Source organism: Deltaproteobacteria bacterium, assembly GCA_029210625.1.
Classification (GTDB): Bacteria; Myxococcota; Myxococcia; order SLRQ01; family SLRQ01; genus JARGFU01.
In genome coordinates this window covers 122,220-142,440 of the sequence record JARGFU010000016.1, presented here as the reverse complement: position 1 = coordinate 142,440, position 20,221 = coordinate 122,220, and the positions used below count along the sequence as shown (strand labels likewise).

The 20,221-nt window shown below is 71.3% G+C and carries 19 protein-coding genes; 3 read left to right on the top strand and 16 right to left on the bottom strand.

The window, feature by feature from the left end; translation table 11 throughout:
- Window positions 1-16: 16 nt before the first annotated feature.
- The 16 genes from P1V51_16140 to P1V51_16065 all read right to left on the bottom strand — a co-directional run bounded on the left by P1V51_16140 (window position 17) and on the right by P1V51_16065 (window position 16,495).
- Window positions 17-1,993, bottom strand: a complete 1,977-nt coding sequence (locus P1V51_16140) for a PAS domain S-box protein (protein MDF1564576.1) — start codon at window positions 1,991-1,993, stop codon at window positions 17-19.
- 52 nt (window positions 1,994-2,045) lie between these two features.
- On the bottom strand, window positions 2,046-3,236 hold the full coding sequence (gene larC, locus P1V51_16135; GenBank protein MDF1564575.1) for a nickel pincer cofactor biosynthesis protein LarC: 1,191 nt from the start codon (window positions 3,234-3,236) through the stop codon (window positions 2,046-2,048).
- Window positions 3,233-3,991, bottom strand: coding sequence for a nickel pincer cofactor biosynthesis protein LarB (gene larB, locus P1V51_16130; protein ID MDF1564574.1), 759 nt, complete (start codon window positions 3,989-3,991; stop codon window positions 3,233-3,235). The genes larC and larB overlap by 4 nt, the downstream gene beginning before the upstream one ends.
- A gap of 163 nt (window positions 3,992-4,154) precedes the next feature.
- A complete protein-coding gene (locus tag P1V51_16125; protein MDF1564573.1) occupies window positions 4,155-4,520 on the bottom strand; it encodes a four helix bundle protein in 366 nt (121 codons plus the stop codon).
- Between the two features lie 353 nt (window positions 4,521-4,873).
- Complete coding sequence (locus tag P1V51_16120; protein MDF1564572.1) at window positions 4,874-5,488, bottom strand: chemotaxis protein CheC; 615 nt, start codon at window positions 5,486-5,488, stop codon at window positions 4,874-4,876.
- 45 nt (window positions 5,489-5,533) lie between these two features.
- On the bottom strand, window positions 5,534-7,510 hold the full coding sequence (locus tag P1V51_16115) for a chemotaxis protein CheA (GenBank protein MDF1564571.1): 1,977 nt from the start codon (window positions 7,508-7,510) through the stop codon (window positions 5,534-5,536).
- A gap of 51 nt (window positions 7,511-7,561) precedes the next feature.
- Complete coding sequence (locus P1V51_16110; GenBank protein ID MDF1564570.1) at window positions 7,562-7,933, bottom strand: response regulator; 372 nt, start codon at window positions 7,931-7,933, stop codon at window positions 7,562-7,564.
- The gene (locus tag P1V51_16105; GenBank protein ID MDF1564569.1) at window positions 7,934-8,365 is read right to left on the bottom strand and encodes a chemotaxis protein CheW; all 432 of its coding nucleotides are present in this window, start codon (window positions 8,363-8,365) and stop codon (window positions 7,934-7,936) included.
- Window positions 8,362-9,618, bottom strand: coding sequence for a HAMP domain-containing methyl-accepting chemotaxis protein (locus P1V51_16100; GenBank protein ID MDF1564568.1), 1,257 nt, complete (start codon window positions 9,616-9,618; stop codon window positions 8,362-8,364). Before P1V51_16100 ends, P1V51_16105 begins: the two co-directional genes overlap by 4 nt.
- Before the next feature lie 111 nt (window positions 9,619-9,729).
- Entirely contained in the window at window positions 9,730-10,731 is a 1,002-nt protein-coding gene (gene thiL, locus P1V51_16095; protein ID MDF1564567.1) for a thiamine-phosphate kinase, read from the bottom strand.
- Window positions 10,728-11,102, bottom strand: coding sequence for a response regulator (locus P1V51_16090; protein ID MDF1564566.1), 375 nt, complete (start codon window positions 11,100-11,102; stop codon window positions 10,728-10,730). Before P1V51_16090 ends, thiL begins: the two co-directional genes overlap by 4 nt.
- On the bottom strand, window positions 11,099-12,571 hold the full coding sequence (locus tag P1V51_16085) for an ATP-binding protein (GenBank protein MDF1564565.1): 1,473 nt from the start codon (window positions 12,569-12,571) through the stop codon (window positions 11,099-11,101). The genes P1V51_16090 and P1V51_16085 overlap by 4 nt, the downstream gene beginning before the upstream one ends.
- On the bottom strand, window positions 12,571-13,266 hold the full coding sequence (locus P1V51_16080) for a GTPase domain-containing protein (GenBank protein ID MDF1564564.1): 696 nt from the start codon (window positions 13,264-13,266) through the stop codon (window positions 12,571-12,573). The genes P1V51_16085 and P1V51_16080 overlap by 1 nt, the downstream gene beginning before the upstream one ends.
- 8 nt (window positions 13,267-13,274) lie before the next feature.
- Window positions 13,275-15,260, bottom strand: coding sequence for an ATP-dependent DNA helicase (locus P1V51_16075; GenBank protein ID MDF1564563.1), 1,986 nt, complete (start codon window positions 15,258-15,260; stop codon window positions 13,275-13,277).
- A 12-nt stretch (window positions 15,261-15,272) separates the two neighbouring features.
- The gene (locus P1V51_16070; GenBank protein ID MDF1564562.1) at window positions 15,273-16,112 is read right to left on the bottom strand and encodes a chemotaxis protein CheX; all 840 of its coding nucleotides are present in this window, start codon (window positions 16,110-16,112) and stop codon (window positions 15,273-15,275) included.
- Between the two features lie 8 nt (window positions 16,113-16,120).
- Window positions 16,121-16,495, bottom strand: coding sequence for a response regulator (locus P1V51_16065; GenBank protein MDF1564561.1), 375 nt, complete (start codon window positions 16,493-16,495; stop codon window positions 16,121-16,123).
- Between the two features lie 116 nt (window positions 16,496-16,611).
- Here P1V51_16065 and P1V51_16060 point away from each other — a divergent pair, with 116 nt between their 5' ends.
- The 3 genes from P1V51_16060 to P1V51_16050 are packed head-to-tail and all read left to right on the top strand — an operon-like array spanning window position 16,612 to window position 20,196.
- On the top strand, window positions 16,612-17,205 hold the full coding sequence (locus P1V51_16060; protein ID MDF1564560.1) for a 2-hydroxychromene-2-carboxylate isomerase: 594 nt from the start codon (window positions 16,612-16,614) through the stop codon (window positions 17,203-17,205).
- The gene (locus P1V51_16055) at window positions 17,202-18,038 is read left to right on the top strand and encodes a hypothetical protein (protein ID MDF1564559.1); all 837 of its coding nucleotides are present in this window, start codon (window positions 17,202-17,204) and stop codon (window positions 18,036-18,038) included. Before P1V51_16060 ends, P1V51_16055 begins: the two co-directional genes overlap by 4 nt.
- Before the next feature lie 31 nt (window positions 18,039-18,069).
- Complete coding sequence (locus P1V51_16050; GenBank protein ID MDF1564558.1) at window positions 18,070-20,196, top strand: hypothetical protein; 2,127 nt, start codon at window positions 18,070-18,072, stop codon at window positions 20,194-20,196.
- Window positions 20,197-20,221: the final 25 nt, after the last annotated feature.

Sequence of the window (20,221 nt, the reverse complement as noted above, 5' to 3'; positions counted from 1 at the left end):
CGAATCTCACCGGCGCTCATTGTTCGTCCTCCGCCGAGCGCTCGAGGTCCACGATGCGGGTGTCCCCGAGGTAGGTCTTGGTCTCGAAGCGGGTGATCCGGCCGATCTTGCGCACGATCTCCGCCATGCGCTCGCTCTCCCGGTAGATGATCTCCACCGCGCGGTGGTTCGGGTCGTCCTCGGCCAGGCGCCGGCGCAGCAGCTCGGCGTAGCCCATGACCGAGGTCAGCGGCTGGTTCAGCTCGTGGGCCGCGATGCCGGCCAGGCCGGCGATCATCGCCTGCTGCTCGGTCCGCACCAGGCGATCCTGCGCCCGGGAGAGCTTGCGCTCGATCTTCAGGCGCTCGCGCAGGTCCGTGAAGATGCCCATCGTGGCGATCTCCCGATCGCCCTCGTAGAGGATCGCCGCCGAGAGGGAGACCGGGATGCGCTCGCCGTTCTTGGCCAGCAGATCCACCCGGGTGCTCATGATCCGCCCGCGGCCGCCGCCCTCCGGGGCGCGCAGCTGGCGCATGACCTCGAAGGCCCACTCGTCGGGGTAGATCCGGGTGACGTGCAGCTCCTCGACGGCCTCGTCCCGGGTCCAGCCGGTGATCTGCGCCGCGGCGTCGTTCCAGAGGATGATCCGGCCGCGCACGTCGGCGGCGACGATGGCGTCGGCCGAGGAGTCGATGAGGTTCTCGAGGAAGTCGCCGGTCTTGCGCAGCTCCTCGGCCAGGCGGTGCTGCTCGGTGACGTCCCGCAGGGAGAAGACCGTGGCGCCCTCGGAGAGGGCCGAGGCCAGCACGGAGAGGACGCGCTCGCCGCCCTCCCGGCCCGGGACCCGGATCTCGCCCCGGTTCTCGCTCCGCTCACCGGTGGGCAGGGTGAGGAGGCGCTGGCGATCGGCCTCGCTCTCGACGATCGAGTCGAAGCGAGTGCCCACCAGCGGATCGAGGAAGTGCAGCTGGGTGTGAGCCCAGGGGTTGGCGCCGGTGATCACGCCCTCGCGGTCGACCAGGAGCAGCCCCTCCCCCACGTGCTGGAAGAGATCCTCGAAGCTGCGCAGGTCCTCGAGGCGGCGCTCGACCTCCTCGCGCTTCTCGCTCTCCTCCTCCCGCTCGTAGCGGATCCGCTCGATGAGGCGGGCGTTGCGCACGGCGATGGCCACGGCGTGGGCGCCCGCGCCGGCGAAGGAGAGCTCGCGGTCGCTGAAGGAGGCCCGGCCCCGATCGCCCCGCAGCACCAGCACCCCGAGGATCTCCTCGTCGACGATGAGGGGGTAGCAGGCCAGCGAGCCCACCTGCTGCTCGGAGAGGGTGCCCCGAGCCCCCTCCAGCAGGGGCTCGGAGGCGATGTCGTCGATCACCAGCGAGTTGCGGGAGCGGATGACCTCCTGCAGCTCGGGGTAGTCGGCGAGATCGATGGCGAGGTCGTGCACCTGCCGGTCGTCGCTCGTGGCCATCACCAGGCCCCGGTTCTTCGCCTCGTCCACCAGGACCAGGGAGCAGCGGGAGACGTGGACCCGCTCGGCCAGCTCGGTGACCAGCTGGTAGAGGATCTCCTCGACGTCGAGGGTCGCGCTGATCTGGCGGCCGAGGGCCAGGAGGTGCTCGAGGTCGGCGGCCTGGACCGTCAGCTCCCGGCGCAGGTCCACCGCCTGCAGGGTCGCCCGGACGCGGGTGCGCACCTCCAGGGGCGAGAGCGGCAGCCGGATGATGTCGGTGCATTCCATCCTCTCCATCTCGGCCACCCAGGGCGCCTCCGGGTCGAGCACCGCGAGGACGGTCTTGCCCTCGAGGTTCCACTCGCTGACGGCGTGGCAGGTGTCCGTCTCCAGCGCGCCCTCTTGGGGCGGGACCACCAGCACCACGTTGGCCTCGACCACCTGCGGCGGCGGAGAGAAGGGCACCAGCTCGATCTCGTGACCCTCCTCCTGGAGGATCCGCTCGAGCTCCTCGCCGACGGAGCGGTCGTCCGCGGCGATGATGATGTGCTGCCGACCCGGTTTCATCGCCCCCGGGAGAGTATCACGCGCGGGGCCTGCCCCCGAGGAAGTGAGCGCGTCAGCCGCCGGCCGCGGCCAGGGCGTCGGCGGCGGCCAGGGCCGCCGTGTAGACCTCTCGCACCGGCACCCCGGCCTCCCGGGCGAGGCGGGCGCAGTCCTCGAGCTCGGGGGTGCGGCTCGTCACCTCGCCCCGCAGCCGGCCGACCTTCACCTGCACCTCGCCGAAGCGGGTCACCACCCGGACGAAGTCCCGCTCGAGCTCCAGCCGCTGGGCCCGGTGGGCCCGCAGCCCGAAGGAGGAGCTGTGGCGCAGCAGGGCCTCGGCCACCGCCGCCCGCTCCTCCTCCCGGGAGAGCGCCGTGATCAGGTGACCCGGGCGCCCCTTCTTCATCCCCACCGGCGTGACCCAGACGTCGAGGGCCCCGGCGCCGAAGACGGCCTCGGCGCAGGCGGCGATCAGCTCGGGGGAGAGGTCGTCGAGGTTCGTCTCCTGGACCCAGACCTCGCCGGCGCCCACGCTCGCCTCCTCGACCTCGCCGAGGATCGCCCGGACGATGTTCGGACGGTCGGAAAAGCGGGCCCGCCCGGCGCCGTGGCCGGTGGCCTCGATCCGCAGGGCGGGCATCGCCCCCACCCGCCCCTCGCAGAGGGAGGCCAGCAGGGCCGCGCCGGTGGGGGTGACCCGCTCTCCCTCCACCTCGGTGCCCACCACCGGGAGGCCCTCGAGCAGGCGGAGCACCGCCGGCACCGGGATCGGGATCGGCCCGTGGGAGGAGTCCGTCACCCCCCGGCCCAGCGGCGGCGGGCTGGCGCTGACCTTCTCCACGCCGAGCTCCTCCAGGGCCAGGGCGCAGCCGACGATGTCGACCAGGGCGTCCACCGCCCCCACCTCGTGGAAGTGGACCGTCTCCGGGGGCACGCCGTGGGCCTTCCCCTCGGCGACGGCCAGGGCCTCGAAGGCCGCCAGCGCCCGGCGCCGGGCCCGCTCGGGGAGGGCCGCCCCCTGAAGGAGGGGCCGGATGTCGCGCCAGTCCCGGGAGGGCGGGTGCCCCTCGACCACCACCTCGAGGGAGGTGCCCACCAGGGCGCCCACCTCGGCCCGGGCCGTGACGATCTCGAAGGGCTCCAGGCCGAGGGCCTCGAGGCCCTCGCGGATCCGCTCCAGGGAGGCGCCCAGATCGATGAGCGCCGCCAGGGTCATGTCGCCGGCGATGCCGCCGACCGGGTCGAGGTGCAGCCAGCGCGTCACTTCAGCTCCCTCGCCAGCTGCGCCGCCAGCCGCCCGGCGCCGAAGCCGTTGTCGATGTTCACCACGCTGACCCCCGGGGCGCAGCTGTTGAGCATCCCCAGGAGGGCCGCCATCCCCTCGAAGGCCGCCCCGTAGCCCACCGAGGTGGGCACCGCGATCACCGGCCGGCCGGTCAGGCCCGCGACCACCGAGGCCAGCGCGCCCTCCATGCCCGCGACCACCACCAGCACCCCGGCCTCCATCAGCCCCCGCTTGTGCCGGGTCAGGCGGTGGATGCCCGCGACGCCGACGTCGGTGATCTGCTCGGTGCGGGCGCCGTGCACCCGGGCGCTCAAGATCGCCTCGGCCGCCACCGGCGCGTCCGAGGCCCCCGCGCTCACCACCGTGACCGTCTTGCCCTTCGGCCGCAGCTTCGCCCCGGCCTCTCGCTCGTAGCAGCGCGCCAGGGCGTGGAAGGTCCCCCCGAAGCGCTCCACCAGCGCCTGGCCCCGCGCCTCGTCGAGGCGGGTCACCAGCACCCGGGTCTCCTTCTCGAGCAGCTTCCCGACGATCGCCATCAGCTGGGCGTCCGACTTCCCCTCTCCGTAGACCACCTCCGGATAGCCCGTCCGCAGGGCGCGGTGGGTGTCCAGGGTGACCCCAAGGTCCTCGAGCTCGGCGTAGGGGAAGCCCTCGAGCTGCTCGAGGGCGGCGCTCGGGGAGGTCTTTCCGGTGGCGACCTTCTTCAGGAGGGCCTCTAGGGCGCGGCGATCCATGGGGAGAGAAGGTACTCCGACTTCGGGGGGGCACAAGAGGGGGAGCGAGCCCGGTCGTGATCCGGCGAGCTTTCGAGGGCTCCAGTGGACCGACACGGCTCACGGCTCACGGCTCACGGCCCGGCAAGGGTTCGAGCGGAGCCAGGGTCTGAAAGGGGTGCGCCTAGGGCCTGTCGAGCTCGGCCATCTTCGTGAGGAGTGCGTAGAGCCGGTCGCAGAGGTGCTGGGTCTCGCTGGCGACCTGCGGGGAGAGGGCCCCGAAGGCCTCGAGGAGCTCGATGGCAGCCGAGGTCTCGCAGGCGCTAGCCCGCGCGATGCGGAAGAACGCCAGGCGATCGTTGCCCGCTCGGCCAGCGCCTTCTGCGATGTTGAGCGCAACAGAGTTGGCGGCTCTGCGCACCTGGTCGCGGAGCGCACCCTGGCCGCCACCTACCTTCGCCTCGTTGATCTGGCAGGCGAGCTCCACTGCCAGCTTGAAGGCCTGGTAGCGCTTGTGAGGAAGGACCGGGGGGAGTGCCTGGGTCTGCATGAACGACCTCCTTGATGGGGGAGAGGGCCGCTCTCGGCGACGGCCCTCACCCGCAGTGGGGCCGGCGACGAGAGCGGCCACGCCCCGGAAGGTGAATCGTGCAGATACCACCCGACCCTGACAGACCCGCTTCACCCCCAGCTCCCGACTTCGACCTCGATGAGCCGTGAGCCGTGAGCCGTCAGCCGTGAGCCGTCAGCCGTCAGCCGTGAGCCGTCAGCCGTGAGCCGTCAGCCGTCAGCCGTGAGCCGTCAGCCGTGAGCCGTGAGCCGTGTCGGAAACCCGAACACCTCGAAACCACGCCGCGCAAATCGGGCCAAGAACCAGGGGAGCGCCGTAGATCCCCGAGGAATCTAGAGATTCAGCGCAGACAGCAGCGTCCCGATCCCCTTGGGCCGAGCCGCGATGATCAGATGCCCGCTCAAGGGCGCCGGCCCCTCGGCCGTCAGCCGCGTCTCGAGCAGGAGCAGCCGCTCCTCGCCCTCGGCCTCCCGGAGGATGGAGCTGGCCAGGGACTGGTTGGTCCCGTGCACGACGGTGGGCACGGAGGGCAGGAGGATCAGGCCGGTGACGGTGCCGACGGCGGTGAGGTAGGCGGAGGCGAGGATGTTGCCCAGCTCGGCCAGGGAGGAGAGGCCCAGGTCGGTGAAGGCGCCCTCGGCGTCCAGGGCCTTCTCGCCGGCCAGGAGGGTGGTCAGCGCGCGGGCGTCCTGGTGGTTGTAGGCCAGCAGGAGGGTGCCCTCCATGCCGCCGCGCAGCTCGAGCTGCACTCCCCAGATCTCGCCGGCCTCACCGTTGAGGCGCGGGGCGACCTCGCCGGGCGCCACGACGCCGGCCTCGACCACCTGCAGGTCCACCGGCTGGCCCCCGATGAGCTGGGAGAGGGCCGTCGCGGCGGCGCCGCAGCCGGTGTGGGTCACCTCGCGCAGGGCGTCGAGCTGGACGTGGGTGAGTTTGCTGGGATCCATGGGAGTGGTCTGCTGAGGCGCTTCGGTCACGTTGTCGCTCCCCTCCTAGTAGCCGCCCCGACGCGTCCAATGTTCGGATGTACGCGCCACGGACGCAAGATCGATCACGAAAACAGGCCGCCCCTCCGGCAGGAAGGCGACGCCCGAGAGCCCCGAGACGCGCTGGAGCGGTGCCTCGAGCGGCTTGATCAGCGCCTCGAGGTGCCCCTTGAGGCGATCGACGGCGATCGAGATCGGCTCACCGGCCTCGTTCTCGACGATCACGTGGGGCCGCGGCAGGTCCGGCGGCTCGCGCTGGCCGAGCCAGTCGCGCAGGTCGTAGGCGTGGATGAGGCCGTCCTGGAAGGGCACCACCGGCTGACCGTGGGCCTGGCTCCAGGACTCCGGCTCGACCTGCTCCACGTGCAGCACCTTGTTCACCGGCACGGCGAAGGTCTGGGCCTCCGAGGCCACCAGGAGCAGGCGCTGGATCGCCACGGTGAGGGGGAGGCGCAGGGTGAAGGTCGTCCCCTCTCCCACCACCGAGTCGATCTCCATCGTGCCGCCGAGGCCCTCGGCGGTGTCCCGCACGACGTCCAGGCCCACGCCGCGGCCGGAGACCTCGGAGACCTCCTCCTTGGTGGAGAGCCCCGGCAGGGCCGCCAGCATCAACACCTCGCGCTCGGTGAGCTGATCGAGCTCGAGCTCGCTGATCTTCCCGGTGGCCACGGCCTTCTCGCCGATCCGCGCCGAATCGATCCCGCCGCCGTCGTCGCGCACCGAGATGATCACCCGGTCCCGGTCCCGCTGCGCGCTGACCACCAGCTGACCGGTGGAGGGCTTGCCGCGCGCGTTGCGCTGCTCGGCCGCCTCGAAGCCGTGATCCACCGCGTTGCGCACCAGGTGCGTCAGCGGTGCGTCGATCTCGTCGAGGATCGCCCGGTCCAGCTCGATCTCCGAGCCCTCGAGCTTGAGCTCCACCGGCTTCCCGACCTTCCGCGCCACGTCCCGCACGGTGCGCGGCAGGCGATCGAAGAGGACCCCGATCGGCGTCATCCGCGCCTGGACGACCTGGCGGTTGACCTCCCGCACCACCTTGTCGAGGCGGTCCACGGCGTCGTGCATCGGCCCGGGCGCCCCCTCGAGGTCGTCGTCCGGCAGCAGGCTGCGCAGGTGATGGACCCCCAGGAGGAGCTCACCGGCGCTGTCCATCAGCTCGTCGAGCAGATCGGTCCTCACCCGGATGGTGTTGCCCCGCCCGCCCGCCGGCTCGAGCTTCGGCGCGGAGGAGGGCTCTCGCTCGCCCTCGGCCTCGTAGAGCTCGATCGAGATCTCCTCGACCTCGGCGATGTTCGAGAGCACCCGGTCCAGGGTCCCCACCCCGGCCTCGGTCTGCAGGACGATGGAGACCCCGCCGTCGAGCAGCCGGCCGGCCTTGATCTCCTCCAGGCTGGGGGCGCAGCGCAGGACCTCGCCGTGCTCGGAGAGGCGCTTGTGCACCAGGAAGGCCCGCACCCCCGGGACCTTCGACTCGGGGTCGATGGTGGCCCTCACCCGCAAGAGCGGCGCGCCGCCCTCCTTCGCCTGCAGGGGGGCCTGGGGAGCGGGGGCCGGCGCGGGCAGCGCCGTGGCGGCCGCCGGCAGCAGGGCGCTCTCCCCGTCCGGCTCGGGCGTCAGCTCCTCGAGGCGCTTGAAGAGGGCCTCGCCCCCTGCCGGCCAGGTGTCCACCGAGCCGGTCTCGGCCGCGGTGCCGACCAGCCCCACCAGGAGATCGGTGACCTCCAGGGCCACGTCGATGTGCTCGGCCCCGAGCTCCAGCGCCCCCGAGCGGGCGGCGGCCATCAGATCCTCGAGGCGGTGGGCGAGCTCGGTGATGGGGATGAAGCCCATCGAGCCCGCCATCCCCTTGAGCGAGTGGGCGTGGCGGAAGATCGCGTCGAGGTGCTCGGGGCCGGGGCTCTTCTCGAGCTCGACCAGACCCCGCCCCATGGCCTCGAGATGCTCACCGGCCTCCTGGACGAAGAGGTCCAGGTAGCGGGACATGTCGAGCGTCACGACGGCTCCGGGTTGGCGATGGCGCTAGCCCTCCGGGCCTCAGCCCTCGCCGAGGACCTTGCGCACCACCTTGAGGACCTCGTCGGCGTTGAAGCGCTTGACGATGAAGTCGGCGGCTCCCGCCTCGATGGCCTCCATGACCAGCTGCTCCTGCCCGAGGGCAGAGCACATCACGATGGTCGCTTCCGCGTCGTACTTGACGATCTCACGCGTCGCATCGATGCCGCTCTTGAAGGGCATCACGATGTCCATGATCGTGACGTCGGGCTTGAGCTCCTTGTACTTCTCGACGGCCTCGAGCCCGTGGACGGCCTCGCCGACGACCTCGAAATCGGGCGCCTGGGCGAAGATGTCCTTGATCATGTTGCGCATGAAGATGGCGTCGTCCACCACCAGAACACGCTTGGGCATCTAGAGCTCCTCCAAAGTTTGCGAAGTGGACTCTACCATGCCCCCTTGGTCGAAGGACAAGTCCACCGCATCGAAGACACGGGCCGAGTTCAGAACCGAGACGGCTCTCTGACCCAGCCGGGCGAGCCCCTCCTCGACGTGCAGCGGGCCGATCCCCTCGACGCGGTCCACCCCCAGCGCCACTCTCCGGTCGGGAGCGTCGAGGAGGAGGCAGATCGCGGGAGAGGCCGGCTGCTCACCCAGCAGGAGGGAGCGAAGGTCGATCAGGGTGACCACCCGACCGTGATGATTCATCACCCCCAGGGCCGAGCGGGGCCCGTGGGGGATGGGCGTGAGGGCCGAGGGCTCGATCACCTCGCGCACCTCCCGCAGAGGGAGGGCGAAGAGATCGCCCCGGGCCTCGAAGCGGACGTAGTGGAGATCCCCACTCACAGGCGGAACCTGGAGGTGATGTCCTCGAGCTCCCGGGAGAGGGAGAGCAGCTCCTGCGCGCTGTCGGCCATCTGCTGCATCGAGCGGGCCTGCTCGCCGATCACGCTGCGCACCTCTTCGGTGGCCTCGACGTTGTTCTGGGCCACGGCCGAGATGTTCTTGGTCGCCTTCACCATCTCCTCGCTGCCCTCGAGCTGCTGGCGCGCGGACTCGGAGATGAGGTCGACCTTCTCGGCGCCCCGCATCGCCTGACGGACGATGCCCTGGAGGGACTCGATCAGGGCCGTCAGGTCGGTGCGGCCCGCCCGCAGCTCCTCCGTGGCCTCGCGCATGGCGCTGACGACGGTCTCGGCGGAGTGGTCGATGTCCTCGGCGATCCGGGAGATCTGATCCGCCGAGCGGCCGGCCTGCTCGGCGAGCTTGCGCACCTCCTCGGCGACCACCGCGAAGCCCCGGCCATACTCGCCAGCGCGGGCGGCCTCGATGGTGGCGTTGAGCGCCAGCAGGTTGGTCTGCTGGGCGATGGTGGCGATGACCGAGACCACCTTGCCGATCTGCTGGGTCTGGGTGCCGAAGTCGAAGACGGTCTCCGAGGCGTTCTCGATCCGCTCGAAGACCTTGCCGAGCCGCTCGCCGGCGAGGTTGGCGGCCCGGCCGCCCGACTGGGCGGAGGCGCTGCTCTGGGAGGAGCTGCGCGCGGCGTCCTCGGCGGAGATGGCGGTGCGGGAGATCGAGGAGGCGATCTCGGCGATCAGCATCGAGGTGCGATCGACCAGCTCCTTCTGGAGCTCGGTGCCCGAGGCGATCTGCTCGATGGACTCGCTCACCCCCGAGGAGGAGGAGCTCATCTGCTGGGCGGAGGACTGCAGGTCGCTGGAGGCCTCGGAGAGGGCGCTGGAGGAGCGCTGGATGTGGCCGACCAGATCGCGCAGGTTCTCCTGCATGTGGATGACCGAGGTCGTGAGGTCGTCCACCTCGTCCTTGCCCAGCACGCTGCTGCCGGCCTCGAGGGGGCGGGAGAGATCGCCCCGGGAGATCTGCTCGGCGAAGGCGTTGAGGGTCCTCACCCGGCCCAGGATCCGGGAGAGGAGCCAGGCCAGCCCGAGGGAGAGGGCCACGCCCAGGCCCAGGGTGATCCAGGGCCGCATGTCCAGCGGCGCCGAGGTCTGGGAGAGGATCTCCGGCATCGCCAGCGAGACCGCCAGCAGCAGGAAGTAACCGAGGAAGATCTTGGTGAAGAGGGTGACCCGCACGCCCGCTATGCCCCCTTTTGATGTCGAGACGGGCAGCATAACGCGAATCCGAGGTGCCGGGGAAAACCCGTGTACGTGCACGTCCACGTACACGGCCTCTCCCCGGAGGGCTCAGGCCTGGTGCCGGTACCCCAGGCTCGCCGGCCGGTACACCTTCCCCCCCGGCAGCACCAGCTTCACCCTTCGCTCCTGCGTGATCTCCCCGATGCGGGTCGCCGCGTGGCCGCTGCGGGCGAGGAAGCGCTCCAGGGCGCGGGTCTTCCCGGGCGGGACGGTGAAGAGCAGCTCGTAGTCCTCGCCGCCGCTCACCGGCGGCGCCCAGGGATCCTCCATCCGGGAGAGGGCGCGGCGGGCGGGGGCGGAGAGGGGCAGGTGCTCCAGGGCGATCCTCGCCCCCACCCCCGAGGCCTCGCAGAGGCGCCGCAGGTCGAGGGCCAGCCCGTCCGAGACGTCGAGGCAGGCGCTGGCCAGCTGCCGGCCGGCCAGGGCCCTCCCGAGCACGGTGCGCGCGGTGGGCTCGAGCTGGCGCAGCTGCAGCTTCCCCGGCCGCGCCGGGGGCCGCGAGAGGCCCTGGAGCCGGGAGAGCCCCAGGGCCGCGTCGCCCAGGGTCCCGCTGACCCAGATCCCGTCCCCCTCCCGGGCGCCGGAGCGGCGCAGCAGGCGGGCGGGGTCGGCCTCCCCCAGGAGGGTGAGGTGCAGCTCGAGCTTCGGCCCGGCGCTGATGTTGCCGCCCACCAGGGTCACGCCCTCGGCCCGGCAGAGCCCGGCCATGCCCTCGCCCGCCTCGCGCAGCCAGCGGCGGCCGAGGCCGGGGGGGATCACCAGGGAGCAGAGCAGCCAGCGGGAGCTCGCCCCCATGGCGGCCAGATCCGAGAGGTTCACCGCCAGGGCCTTGCGCCCCACCGCCCGCGCCGGGAAGGCCTCCCGGAGGAAGTGGACGCCCTCCACCATGGCGTCGGTGGTGGTCACCAGCACCTTCCCCGGCGCGCAGCGCAGGGCCGCGGCGTCGTCACCGGGGCCGATCACCACCCGGGGGCCGGCCGTGGGGAAGAGGGAGAGCCAGTCGGCGAGGATCCGCAGCTCGTCCCCGGGCGGCGCCCCCGCGCGGCTCATTCGCTCTCGCCCAGGGCGAGCTCGACGATCTCCAGCAGCTTCTGCTTGGTGAAGGGCTTGGAGAGGTAGTGGGTCGCGCCGGCGTCGAAGCCGGCCCGCATGGCCTCGGCCCCGGTGCGGGCGGTGACCACCACCACCGGGATCTTCTCGAGGCGCGGATCGGCGCGCATCTCCCGGGAGAGGTCGAGGCCCGAGTCGCCGGGCATCATCAGGTCGAGGACCACGAGGTCGGGCAGGTTCGGCGCGGCCAGCCGGATCCGCGCCCCGGCGACGTCCACGCAGAGGTCCACCTGATGCCCCGCCTCGACGAGGATCCGCTCCTCCATCTTGCGGATGGCCTCATCGTCCTCGACCACCAGTATGCGACTCACCGGCTGCTCTTTTCCGGAGGCAGGGGGACGCCGGTGGTGGCCTCGAGGGGCAGCAGGAAGGCGAAGGTGCTGCCCCCGCCCATGTTGCTGTCCACCCAGATCTCGCCGCCGTGCGCCTCGACGTAGGACTTCACGATCGAGAGGCCCAGCCCGGTGCCGCCGTACTCGCGGGTCGGGCTGTTGTCGACCTGGTAGAAGGTGTCGAAGACCCGATCGAGCTTGTCCGGCGGGATGCCGATCCCCGAGTCGATCACCGCCACCCGGACGAAGTGGTTCTCGCGCGGCTCGAAGAGATCGAAGGCGCCGTCGGGATCGTCGGGCACCCGCCGCCGCGGGCCGGTGTAGCGCTGCACCTCGAGGATCACGGTGCCCCCGTCGGGCGTGAACTTCACGGCGTTGGCCAGCAGGTTCACCATGCACTGCCGCACCTTGGACCGATCGGCGGGCACCCGCGGCAGGGCGGTCTCGAGGCGGGTGTCGAGCTTCAGCTCCTTGCGCTGAGCCTGCGGCAGCACCGTGCTGATCGCCGCCCGCGCGACCTCGGCCATGTCGACCTCCCCGAGGGAGAGCTGCACGCTGCCGCTCTCGATCTTCGAGATGTCGAGGATCGACGAGATGATCTGGAGGAGGTTCTCGCCCTTCTCCATGATCGTGCGCACGTACTCGGTCTGCTCGGGCTGGAGGTCGCCGGCGAGCCCCTCGAGGAGCATCTCGGAGTAGCCGATGACGCTGGTCAGGGGGGTGCGCAGCTCGTGGCTCACCGTGGCCAGGAAGTTCGACTTGAGGCGGTCGAGCTCCTTGAGCTTCTCGAGGGACTCCTCGAGCTGCCGGTTCTTGTGCATCAGCTCCCGGTGCGACTCGGTCACCGACTCGATGTGCATCGTGCTGGTGAGCTGCGCCTGGTAGCCCGCGTGGATGATCACCTCGAGCACCAGCCAGAAGTGCTCCATGATCTTCAGGATGGTGGCGTCCGGCGCCTGGCGGACCTTCTCGATGTAGCCGAGGGCCTCCGCGACGTCGAAGTCGGCGGAGAGGGAGGTCACGGTGGCGGGCAGCTCGGCCAGCTCGGCGGGGCGGAAGGGCCCGAAGATCACCTTCCCGAGCAGATCGAGCTCGTGGATGATCGGCAGGGTCACGTAGCGGAGGCCCGTGAAGCAGGTCGCGATGGCGACCTTCTCGGGGAGGGCCTTGCCCTGGAGCGCGCCGAGCTCGAAGGGGGTGTCCTTCACCCGGCCGACGGTTGCGGTGCACTGCTGCCGCCCGTTCCCCTTGCTGAAGACGTAGCCGCAGAAGTCGCCGTTGCCGACCTTGAGGTCGACCAGGCGGGTGCCGTCGGCGTCGAAGACCTTGATACCGATACCGTAGAGGTCGACGTAGCTGCGGCAGAGGTCCGTGAAGGCCTCCCGGGGGACCAGCTCCTTGAGGGTGGGCGTCCGGTCGATGCCGGAGCTCGGCGCCGAGCCTTCCATCACGATTCCCCCCCCAGGATCTCGGGCGGCAGGTCGCAGCCCGTGGTGTCGAGCTTCTCGAAGACCGACCGGAGGAACTCGTCCTCTCTGAGCCCGAACTTTCGCTTCAGGTCATGCTTCGCCTCGAGGTCCCGCCAGGTCATGCGCAGGAGCCCGTGGAAGGTCTCCAGGACGCCGATCCCCTGGATGGCGATGGCCTCGAAGATGGGCTCCCGGCCCCGCTCGGCGATCTCGCCGAGCTCCTCGCTCGAACGGATGTCGGGCAGGTCCCGCTTGTTGAACTGCACCGCGATCGGGATCTTCCCGTACTCGATGCCGTTCTCCCGCAGGTTCGAGAGCATGTTCTGCCAGTACTCGTTGTTGGCGCGGCTCTGGCTGCGCTGGCTGTCGGCGATGAAGGCGATCCCGTCCGCCCCGCGCAGCACCAGCCGGCGGGTCGAGTTGTGCATGACCTGCCCCGGCACCGTGTAGAGCTTGATCTTCACCTTCAGCCCGCCCTCGGACTGGAAGTAGATCGGCAGCAGGTCGAAGAAGAGGGTCCGATCGTCCGCCGTGTCCAGGGTCATCAGCCGGCCGCGGGAGGCCGCATCCAGGCGCTTGTGGATCGCCTGGAGGTTGGTCGTCTTTCCGGACAGCCCGGGCCCGTAATAGACGATCTTGAGCGCGAGCTCGCGCTGAGCGGCATTCAGCTGCATGACCGGCGCTAGCCTACCGGAGAAGCCCCTGCCCTGGAATCCAGTTGTTCCCGCGCCTCGGCCCACCAGAGCGCGAGCGCGTCCCGGTCCCGGAAGCGCGGCGCCGGCGGCAGCGTACGCAGGAAGTGACCCCGGTAGCGGCGGGTCGCCAGGCGCTCGTCGCAGATGGCGACGATGCCCCGATCGCGGCGGGTCCGGATCAGCCGGCCGAAGCCCTGCTTGAGGGCCAGCGCCGCCTGGGGCAGCTGGTAGTGACCGAAGGCGCTCTTCCCCGCCTCCTCGAGGGCCCGCATCCGGGCCGCGACGATCGGATCGCCCGGGGAGGCGAAGGGGAGCTTGTCGATGATCACCAGGGAGAGCGCGTCCCCCGGGACGTCCACGCCCTCCCAGAAGCTCTGGGTGGCGACCAGCACCGAGGGGGCCTCCTGGAAGCGCTCGAGGAGGGCCTGCTTGGGCGCCTGCCCCTGCAGATAGAGGGGCGCGTCGAAGCGGCCCGCGATGAGATCGTGGATCGCGAACATGTTGCGGCGGCTCGTGCAGAGCACGAAGGCCCGCCCGCCGGTGAGCTCGATGAGCTGCAGGGCCTCCTCGGCCACCGCCTCGACGAAGCCCGGGCGGTTGGGCTCGGGCAGGCCGGTGGGGACGTAGAGGGCGGCCTGCCGCTCGTAGTCGAAGGGGGAGTCGAGGATCAGGCTCTCCTGCTCGAAGCGCTCCTCGCCCTCCTCCACCAGACCGATCCGGTTCTGGAAGAAGCCCAGGCCGCCGTTGGTGGCCAGGGTCGCCGAGGTGAAGGTGCAGACGTCCACCTGCCGCAGCAGGATCTCCTGCAGCACCGGCGCCACGTCGATGGGCGAGGCCTGCAGGACCGTGCTGCGCGCCCGCCGGTCCATCCAGTAGACCAGCGTGGGATCGTCGAGGGTCGTCACCAGGAAGAGGGCCGACTCGCCCTCCCGGGCCCGGCGGCCCAGGCTCTGGACCTCCTCGTCCTCCCGCGCCTCCGAGGCCACCGCCGCCAGCAGCTTCAGGGCCTCCCGCAGGGCGTCGCGCTCCTCCAGGCAGTCCTCGACCGTGCGGGGCTCGAGGGCGCCGCGCCCCTCCTCGCCGGGGAGGCAGGCGAAGAAGGCCTTGGCGCGCCGCTCCAGCCTCGCGGCCGCCTCGCCCAACGCGCTGGCGAGCTCGGGCTGCGCCGCCGCGACGCGGCCGGCGTCCCGGGCCAGGTCGGTGCACTGACGGGAGGAGAAGCTCACCCCGAAGAAGGTCGTGGCCACGTCCTCCAGGGCGTGGGCCTCGTCGAAGATCACCGCCTCGTAGGGGGGGATCACCTCGGCGCCCCCCAGCTGCCCGGCGGAGGAGGACTTCAGGGACAGATCGGCGAAGAAGAGGTGGTGGTTGACCACGACCACCTGGGCCTGCGCCGCCTTCTCCCGCTCGCGGGTCACGAAGCAGAGCTCCCAGGCCTCGCACTTCTGGCCGGTGCAGGAGTCGGAGGTCGAGCAGATCTGGGACCAGGCGGAGTGGGTCTCGGGCACGGCGTGCAGCTCGGCCTTGTCCCCGCTCTCGGTGGTCTTCACCCAGGCGTCGATCGCGTCGTAGGTGGCCCCCTCCTCCCGCCGCTCGAAGGTGGGCTGGGCGTCGAAGCGGGCCTTGCGGGTCAGGCAGACGTAGTTGCCCCTACCCTTGAGGCGCGCGGCGGAGATGGGCCGCCCGAGGACCTCGGCGAGGAGGGGGAGGTCCTTCTCGAAGACCTGATCCTGCAGCGCCTTGGTGGCCGTCGAGACGACGATCCGCCGGCCCGAGAGGACGGCCGGCAGGAGGTAGGCCAGGGTCTTGCCGGTGCCGGTGCCGGCCTCCACCGTGAGGTGGTGCCCCCGGGCGAGGGCCCGCGCGACGGCGTCGGCCATGCGCCGCTGCTGCGGGCGGTCCTCGTAGCCCTCACTCGCCTCGGCCAGCCGGCCCCCCGGGCCGAGCACCTCGATCAGCCCGGGTTCGCTCAAGGCAGGGCCCTGCTAGCGCAGGATGCGGACCTCGGCTGCTCCGTCGGCGACGTGGAGGGGGAAGAGGATCGCCTGCTCGTGCGCAGGCAGAGGCCCCTCGACCATCATCGGCGGACCGATCTCCACGGCCTTGCCCAGCTGGGCCAGCTTGGCCGCCGAGTTGCCGCAGATCACGTTGCAGAGCTCGCGCACGCTGTCGATCACCGCCTCGTGATCGTCGCCGGGATCCTCGCCCAGCATGGGCAGGGCCACCTTGCGAGCGATGTCCTCGGAGAGCGAGAGGAGGTACTTGGCGGTGAGGCCGCCGCTGAAGTCCACCGCCACCGAGATCAGGCGCGCCACCGGCGGGCGCTCGCTGCGCTCGCCCTCGCCGATCTTCGAGGTGACCGCGGCGATGCGCAGCAGCATCTTCGCGGTCAGATCGATGGGGATGGCCAGGAGCGAGGGCTCCTTCACGCCCGGCGGGAAGATCACGTCGTCGGTGAGGTACTTCTCCTGATCGGCCTTGAAGTTCTTCAGCTCGGCCTCGAGGGTCTGCCGATCGAGCGGGCCGACCTCGAGGAGGGCCTCGCCCAGCATCAGGTAGTCGTTCTGCTGGAGGGTGAGCAGCTCCCCGATCTGCTCCTCGGTGAGGAGCCCCTTCTCCTTGGCGATCTCGCCGAAGCGCTTGTCCTCGGTGAGCTGGATCCGGTTGATCTGCTCACTCTGGGCCTCGGTGAGGTAGCCGCGCCGGACGGCGTAGTCGCCCAGCCGCAGGTTGCGGGTGTCCTGAAGCTCGAGGGCCTTCAGGAGCGCCTCGCGGGAGATGGTGCCGCGCTCTAGAAGATACTGTCCGAAGAATTTGACCGACACGCTTGCCTCTAGCTCTCTTCCGCCAGGACTCGCTCCACCGTGGCGAGCACCTCTTCGGCCTCGAAAGGCTTGGAGACGACTGCTCGCGCACCCAGTCGGAGGGCCTCGTTCACTTTCTCACCCACGCCCCCGACAGAGGAAACCATGATCACGCGCGCCCCCGCGTCCCGCCCGAGGATCGCCCGCAGCGCCTGCAGGCCGTCCATGACCGGCATCACGATGTCCATCATCACCAGCTCCGGAGCGTCGGCCACGAACTGCTTCACGGCCTCGGCCCCGTTGCGGGCATGGTGGATCACGTCGTGGGAGCCCTGCTCGACCAGCAGGCGCTCGAGCTGCCGGCCGGCAGCCAGCGAATCATCGACCACGAGAATGCGCGCCATGATGTCGTCACTCTATGCCAGGCTCGCGCCAGCCACCAGCGCCGTGTGGCGCCCGGGCGAGGCGCCCGAAATCACCGCCTGGCGCGAGGGGGGGCCCGTAGTATCCTCTCTCTCCCATGGCCGAGACCGTCGAGCTCTTCTACGACTTCGGAAGTCCCTACAGCTACCTGGCCTCCACCCGGATCGAGGCGCTGATCGAGCGCACCGGGGCGGTGCTGGCCTGGCGCCCCTTCCTCCTCGGGGGGGTCTTCAAGTCCCTCGGGACGATCTCGCCGGCCGAGACCAGCGCGTCCAAGGCCCGCTGGATGCTGCGGGATCTGGAGCAGTGGGCGGCCTTCTACGAGGTCCCCTACCGGATGAACCCTCACTTCCCCGTGAACACCCTGCGGGCCATGCGCCTGGCGGTGGCGGCCGAGGAGCGGGGTCACCAGGTCCCCCTGGCCCGCCGCCTCTTCGCCGACATGTGGGTGGAGGGGAAGGACCTCGCCGATCCGGCGGTCCTGGCCGAGGCGCTGAAGGCCATCGGCGCGCCGAAGGGTCTGCTCGAGCGCACGGACTCCGGGCACGTGAAGGAGCGCCTCAAGGCCAACACCGAGGAGGCCGTCTCCCGGGGCGCCTTCGGGGCGCCCGCGATCTTCGTCGGGGAGGAGCTCTTCTGGGGCAACGATCGCCTCGACTTCCTCGAGCGGCGCCTGGAGCGCGGCCCGTGAGCGTGCGCCGACCGATCCTCGCCCTCCTCGTCCTCGCCGGGCTGGCCCTCGCGCCCGCGAGCGCGGCGGCCCAGGCGGTGGGGCCCCGCCCCCTGCACCTCACCGACCTGACCCCGGCCAACGTCTTCTCCCTGGGCACCTCCTTCGCCCGCCTCGGCTCGGACAACGGGCTGGTCCTCCCGGTGGGGATCGACCTGCGCATCGCCGAGGAGATCGCCTTCGTCGCCGAGCTCCCCTTCGGCTACGCCGGCCCGAGCGGCTCGGTGGCCCAGCCGGTGCTCGGCAACCTCGCCATCGGCGCCCGGGGCAGCCGGTACGTGCAGATGGGCCTCGACGGGGGCTTCCGCTACGGCGCGGCCCTGCGCGGCCGCGTCCCCACCGCGCCCGGGCTCGGGGCCGAGGCCGCCTCCATGCGCTCGGCCTCGCTGCGGCCGGTGAGCTTCTACCGGTCCGAGCGCTGGAGCCCCGGCGCCGCGGCGGTGCGCCTCGATCTGGGCCTGGCCTTCGACCTCGATCCCTTCGCCATCGACCTCGAGGTCGGCGGCAGCGGGATCCTGCCCATCGACGATCGTCCGGCGGTGATGGCCCTCCACTACGGCCTGCTCTTCGCGGCGAAGGCCTTCAAGGGGATGTGGACCCTCGTCGAGCTGGCCGGCGCCGACGGCGCGATCGGCCTCCCCGAGGACAGCCGGGGGCACCTGCTCACGATCTCGGCGGGCCTGCGCTTCGAGATCGGCCGCTTCTCTCCCTCCGCCCACGTGACCTTCCCGATCACCGGCGAGCTCGGCGGGCAGCAGCCGATCATCTTCGCCATCGAGATGGCCAGCTTCTGACGACCGCCTCCCTCTGATAGACCTCTCGGCCATGAGAGCATCCATCGTCGGAGTCGCTCTGGGGGGCCTGCTGCTCTCCGGCTGCGTGTCGAACGCGGAGGCCCGCTGGTTCAACCTGGATGCCCAGGACACGGCGCCCACCACGCCCTACCACGCCATCCTGGTGGACGCCTCGGCCCTGAGCGAGGGCGCCGCGGGGGCGCCCAGCGGGCTCTTCCTCATCGGCGGCACCGAGGCGGACGCCACGGGAAACGCCAGCAGCCAGACCCATCGCTGGCAGCGCACCGCCGAGACGGACTCCGAGGGCCAGTGGGTGGTCGACGAGGCCTGGACCACCTTCACCAGCTCGAGCGCGGCGCCGGACCGCTACGCCGCGGCCGCGGCCTACCACGAGGAGGACGGAACCCTCCTGGTCTTCGGGGGCTTCGGGCTGACGAACGAGCCCACGGCCAGCTTCTTCATCCGGGACCTCGCTGGCTGGACCGACCACACCATGCAGCCGTCCCCCGAGGCCCGGGGCGGGGCGGTGATGTTCTACGACACCAAGCGTCAGCGGATCGGCCTCTACGGCGGCATGAACGCCGCGGGTGACCAGCTCCACGATCTCTGGTTCTGGAGTGGCTCGGACTGGATCGAGAGCCCGCCCCCCACCGACTGTGAGACGCCGCCGGACGCCTACGGCTCCGCCGCCGCCTACGACCCCTACCGCGAGGAGCTGATCGTGGCGGGCACGGTGAACCAGGACGGCACCCTCTACACCTACACCTGGGGCCTGACCGACACCTGCTGGAACGACTACGGGGTCTCCGGCGACGCCCCCCCGGCCCGGCGCGACGCCGTGCTCGCGGTCGATCCCGCCCGGGGGCGGCTGGTGCTCACCGGCGGTCGGGACTTCGAGACCGGCGAGGGCCCGGGGATGGCCGGCATCTGGGAGTGGGACGGCTGGGAGTGGCACACGATCGACTCGGCGGCCCCGCCCGTGTGGGGGGCAGCCTTCGCCTCCGACCGCCAGTGGGGCAACATCCTGCTCTACGGCGGCATCGATCGGGGGGGCGGCGCCACCGAGGTGATCACGATGGAGTACGAGGGCCCCCGGCTGCCCTCGCGCTACAACGCCCAGGACTGCGCCAGCGGCGCGGGCGCCGAGGTGGGGCTGGCCCTCCTCCTCGTCGCCCTCTTCGCCCTGCCCCGCCGCGGGTGGCTGGCCCTGCTGATCGTCGCGCTCCTGCCGGCCGGGGCCACCGCCAGCGAGCCCCGGCAGATCGCCTACCTCGGCATGCTGCGCACCAACGGGGTCGAGCCCGCCGACGCCGAGACCATCTCGGGGATCCTCCAGACCCACCTGGGTCAGGGCGGCAAGAACAAGGTCATCGGCCCCTCGGACATCCAGGCCATGCTCGGCCTCGAGGGGCAGAAGCAGCTGCTGGGCTGCGAGTCGGACACCAGCTGCCTGGCCGAGCTCGGCGGCGCGCTGGGCGCCCGCCACGCCGCCTACGCCGACCTCTCCCGCCTCGGCTCCACCATCGTCTTCAACCTGGTGCTCCTCGACGTGGAGAACACCCAGGTCGTCAGCCGCCTCTCTCGCACGGTGAAGCTCGAGGACACCCTCGAGCCGGTCCTCGACCTCCTGGAGGAGGCGGCGAACGAGCTCTTCCGGCCGCTGGAGGCCGAGGTCACCTCGACGGCTGCCCCGCCTCCGGCCCCCGGGCCCGAGGCCCCGGCGGTGGTGGAGGCCCCCGAGCCTCCGGTGAAGAGCGGCCCCTCGCTCTTCGCGAAGATCTCCGAGGACTTCTACCTGCAGGCCCGGGTCGACTACGACCTCGTCTACGACGGGGGGATCGGCTGGGGCCTGACCCTGGGCTGGGGCCGCAACGCGATCATCGCGCCGCAGGTGACCCTGCTGTCCTCGAGCCCGGCGATCCTGCGCCTCGAGGCGCGGCTCACCCCCTTCGCCCTGGGGCCGGTGCACCCCTACCTCCTGGCCGGCCTCTCCTTCTCGAACCCCGCCCTCGCCCCCCGCGGCGCCTTCGGGATCGAGGTGCGCCTCGGCGGCCTCCTCCTCTTCGTGGAGGGCGGCTACGAGAACTACCTGCTGAACCTGCAGCGCTTCCAGCAGATGTCGGTGCTCGTCTCGGGCGGCGCGGGCTGGCGCTTCTAGGGTCGGGCGGGCTCGCGCGCGAAGG